At 70.9% G+C, this 3,809-nt stretch carries 4 protein-coding genes; 1 reads left to right on the forward strand and 3 read right to left on the reverse strand.

Annotated features, from left to right (window positions below; translation table 11 throughout):
* Positions 1 to 360: 360 nt before the first annotated feature.
* Together ACRDP3_RS09945 and ACRDP3_RS09950 are read right to left on the reverse strand one after the other, a co-directional pair.
* The gene (locus tag ACRDP3_RS09945) at positions 361 to 1,674 is read right to left on the reverse strand and encodes a sensor histidine kinase (protein ID WP_431516505.1); all 1,314 of its coding nucleotides are present in this window, start codon (positions 1,672 to 1,674) and stop codon (positions 361 to 363) included.
* Positions 1,675 to 1,680: 6 nt separating this feature from the next.
* A complete protein-coding gene (locus ACRDP3_RS09950) occupies positions 1,681 to 2,334 on the reverse strand; it encodes a response regulator transcription factor (protein ID WP_431516506.1) in 654 nt (217 codons plus the stop codon).
* Positions 2,335 to 2,637: 303 nt separating this feature from the next.
* On the opposite strand from ACRDP3_RS09950, the gene ACRDP3_RS09955 reads away from it, so the two are divergent.
* Positions 2,638 to 2,829: a hypothetical protein gene (locus ACRDP3_RS09955; RefSeq protein WP_431516508.1), complete on the forward strand. Its 192-nt coding sequence runs from the start codon at positions 2,638 to 2,640 to the stop codon at positions 2,827 to 2,829.
* Positions 2,830 to 2,910: 81 nt separating this feature from the next.
* Here ACRDP3_RS09955 and ACRDP3_RS09960 read toward each other — a convergent pair whose 3' ends face one another.
* On the reverse strand, positions 2,911 to 3,720 hold the full coding sequence (locus ACRDP3_RS09960; RefSeq protein ID WP_431516507.1) for an inositol monophosphatase family protein: 810 nt from the start codon (positions 3,718 to 3,720) through the stop codon (positions 2,911 to 2,913).
* Positions 3,721 to 3,809 lie beyond the last annotated feature (89 nt).

The raw sequence follows: 3,809 nt of genomic DNA on the forward strand, positions 1-3,809 counted from the left end.
CCGGACTTGTGCCCGACCTGAGGCGGAGATTTTGCCTCACATCAAGGTCTGTTACTCAATCGACACCCAACCGCACCCCTGAAGAGGTGATCGCGTCGGCTGCCGAGGAGGACCTTAAACGGTCCCCTGGTCATGCTTCGCGCACGCACCCCCGGTTCTGCCCATGATCTCCACCTGCGGAAACCTGGAGTTTCCGGTAATTCTTCCCGTACCGAGATCACGAAGGGCTTAAGGCTGAAAAACCACATGTGTGATCGATCACAGGGTGAGCCGACGAGGTGGGGAGCAGGGGAATTCCGCAGACAGCGAACTCCCGCCGGCTCCCTGCCGCTCTCGACGATCTTCGCCGGGCGAATGGTCTCAGACAGGGAGCACGACCCGCAGCACCAGGCCACCGGTCTCCCGGGGCTCCGCCGTCACTGAGCCGCCGTGTGCCCGTGCCACGGACCGCACGATGGACAGGCCCAGGCCGACCCCCTTGTCGCTGCCGGTACGGTCGCTGCGCAGCCGCCGGAAAGGCTCGAAGAGGTTGTCGATCTCGTAGGCCGGGACGGCCGGACCGGTGTTCTCCACCACCAGCACCGCGTGTCCCGGCACCGCCTCCGTGCCGACCGCCACCCAGCCGTTCTCCCGCTGGTTGTAGCGCACCGCGTTCTGCACGAGGTTGAGCGCGACGCGCTCCAGCAGCACCCCGTTCCCCTGTACGTACGCGGGCCGGCGCACTCCGCGCAGCTCGACGCCCTTGCTCTCCGCTTCGGCCCGCACCTGCTCCACCGCCTGCCCGGCCACCTCCGCCAGGTCGACGGGCTTGCGGGCGACGATCTCGTTCTCGCTGCGGGCCAGCAGCAGCAGACCCTCCACCAGCTGCTCGCTGCGCTCGTTCGTGGCCAGCAGCGTCTTGCCGAGCTGTTGCAGCTCGGGAGAGGCCGCCGGATCGGAGAGCTGGACCTCCAGCAGGGTGCGGTTGATGGCCAGCGGCGTGCGCAGCTCGTGCGAGGCGTTCGCGACGAAGCGTTGCTGTGCGGTGAAGGCGCGGTCCAGCCGGTCGAGCATCTCGTCGAAGGTGTCCGAGAGCTCCTTCAGCTCGTCGTCCGGGCCCTCCAGCTCGATCCGCTTGTGCAGATCGGAGCTCGCGACCTGGCGCGCGGTCCGGGTGATCCGGCCGAGCGGCGCGAGCACCCGGCCCGCCATCACATAGCCGAAGGCGAAGGCGGCGACCGCGAGTCCGAGCAGCGCCAGCAGCGAGCGCTGCAGCAGCTCGTCCAGGGCGAGGGCGCGCTGCGCGTCGGTGCACTCGCTCAGCCGGTCCATGAACTGCGCGCTCGGCAGTGTCCCGGTCAGCCCGGGGCAGCTGTCGGAGGTGAGCTGCGCGTTGGCGTTGAGGATACGGAAGGGCAGCCTGCTGCCCTCGTGCAGCGCCTGCGCCGCGAGCAGATAGATGATCGTCAGCAGCACCATGCCGGCGATCAGGAACATCCCGCCGTAGAGCAGGGTGAGCCGTATCCGGATGGTGGGCCGCAGCCAGGGGAACGCGCCGGGCACGTCGTCGCGCGGATCCCAGGTGGGCTTCGGCGGGGCCGCCACGGGCGGTGGCGGCGACTGCGCCTGCTGCGGCGCCGGACGCGAGGGGCCCGGCGGTCCGGGCGGGCCGGAGGGAGTCGTGGAGGCTGCCATCGGCCGTCAGACCCGGTATCCGGCACCGGGAACGGTGACGATCACCGGAGGGTCGCCCAGCTTGCGACGCAGCGTCATCACCGTGACCCGGACGACGTTGGTGAACGGGTCGGTGTTCTCGTCCCACGCCTTCTCCAGCAGCTGCTCGGCGGAGACGACGACCCCCTCGCCGCGCATCAGCACCTCCAGGACGGCGAACTCCTTCGGCGCGAGCTGAATCCGCACACCGTCCCGGTGGACCTCGCGGCGGTTGGGGTCCAGCGTGATCCCGGACCGCTCCAGGACGGGCGGCAGCGCGGCGGTGGTACGGCGCCCCAGCGCCCGTACCCGCGCGGTGAGCTCGGAGAAGGCGAACGGCTTGGGCAGATAGTCGTCCGCGCCCAGCTCCAGTCCCTCGACGCGGTCGCTGACGTCACCGGAGGCGGTGAGCATCAGCACCCGGGTGGGCAGGCCCAGGTCCACGATCTTGCGGCAGACGTCGTCGCCGTGCACGAGCGGGAGGTCACGGTCGAGTACGACGACGTCGTAGTCGTTGATGTCGACGCGCTCCTGGGCCGCGGCGCCGTCGTAGACCACGTCGACGGCCATGGCCTCCCGGCGGAGCCCGGTCGCGACGGCATCGGCGAGCAGCTGCTCGTCCTCGACGACGAGTACGCGCACGGCGCTTCCTTCCATGGGTCTGCGGGGGTGTCCGGTACTGCCATCCTGCCCCGTGCCCCGGTAAATCGGCGGTAAGTGGGCGGTAGGAGCCTTCCCGTATCAAGGCCGCGGAATTTTTCGGGGAACTTGAGGTTTCCCTGAGGTACCTGGTGGGGAGGACGAGGGGCACACCCCAGATCACGCCCTGTAGGCGGCTTGCCACCCCGGCCGAGAGACCAGCCGGGCCGACAGCCGACCGTCCAGCCAGGGGGCACGCCGTGATCCGGAATACCGGCCCTCGGCACACCCCCGTGCCACCGACCCATGACGAGGGGGCGCACCATGGACGCGTTCACCGCTGGAATTCTGCAGCGTATACACACCACCGAAACCGACCTGAGCCGCGCTCGCGAGTCGGGCGACGACTTCCTCGTGGACGTCGAGCAGGCCGAGCTGGAGGATCTGCGCCGGCTCGCCGCCGAGCACGGCGTCGAGGTCGGTGCGGCCACGGTCTGACCGCCGGACCACGACCTCCGTACGACACCGACCGGACCCCGGGAGCCACCGTGCTCCCGGGGTTTGGTGCTGGGAGGGGCGCTAGTCGTGCCAGGCGCCCAGCCGGTCCAGCAGCGGCTGGAGGACCTCGAAGACGCCGGGCGACGCGGCCAGGGTCAGCTCCCCGTCCGGTCCCCGCCCCGGCCGGCCCCCGGTGCGGGCACCCGCCTCGCGGGCGATGAGATCGCCCGCCGCCAGGTCCCAGGCGTGCAGACCTCGCTCGTAGAAGGCGTCCATACGTCCGGCGGCCACGTCGCACAGGTCGATGGCGGCCGAGCCGGAGCGGCGGATGTCGCGGACCTGCGGAATGAGCTGCCCGGCCACCTCGGCCTGCGCCGCGCGGCGCTCCGCCACGTAGTTGAAGCCGGTGCCGACCAGGGCCTGATCGAGCGGGGGCGCGGGGCGGCACCGGAGGGGCTGCGCGTTGCGGAAGGCGCCGTGGCCCAGGGCCGCACGGAAGGTTTCCCCGCGCGGCGGCGCCTCGACGACACCGACGACGGTCTCGCCCTCGTACTCGGCCGCGATGGAGACGGCCCATCCCGGCAGCCCGTAGAGGTAGTTCACGGTGCCGTCGAGCGGGTCGATGACCCAGCGGACGCCACTGCTGCCCTCGGTTTCGGCGCCCTCCTCCCCCAGGAAGCCGTCGTCAGGGCGGCGCTCGGCGAGATAGCCGGTGATCAGCTTCTCGGAGGCGAGGTCCATCTCGGTGACGACGTCGACCGTGCTGGACTTGGTGGCGGCGACGCCCAGGTCCGCGGGGCGCCCGTCGTGCAGGAGGGCGCCGGCCCGGTGGGCTGCCTCCAGTGCGAGTTCGAGGAGCTCTGCCTTGAGCTGGTCGGCCTGGTCGCTCACGTTTCTCCTTGCTTGTGCGGGGGGTGAGTGGAGGTGGCGGGGTGGGGCGCTACGGGTACGGGCTGTCGGCGCCCGCCGCCGCCGGCTTG

The sequence above is a fragment of the Streptomyces sp. genome, assembly GCF_050698815.1.
Lineage (GTDB): Bacteria > Actinomycetota > Actinomycetes > Streptomycetales > Streptomycetaceae > Streptomyces.

Coding starts and splice junctions, on each gene's coding strand:
- ACRDP3_RS09945 (WP_431516505.1), bottom strand. CDS start 1,674: ATGGCAGCCTCCACGACTCCCTCCGGCCCGCCCGGACCGCCGGGCCCC.
- ACRDP3_RS09955 (WP_431516508.1), top strand. CDS start 2,638: ATGACGAGGGGGCGCACCATGGACGCGTTCACCGCTGGAATTCTGCAG.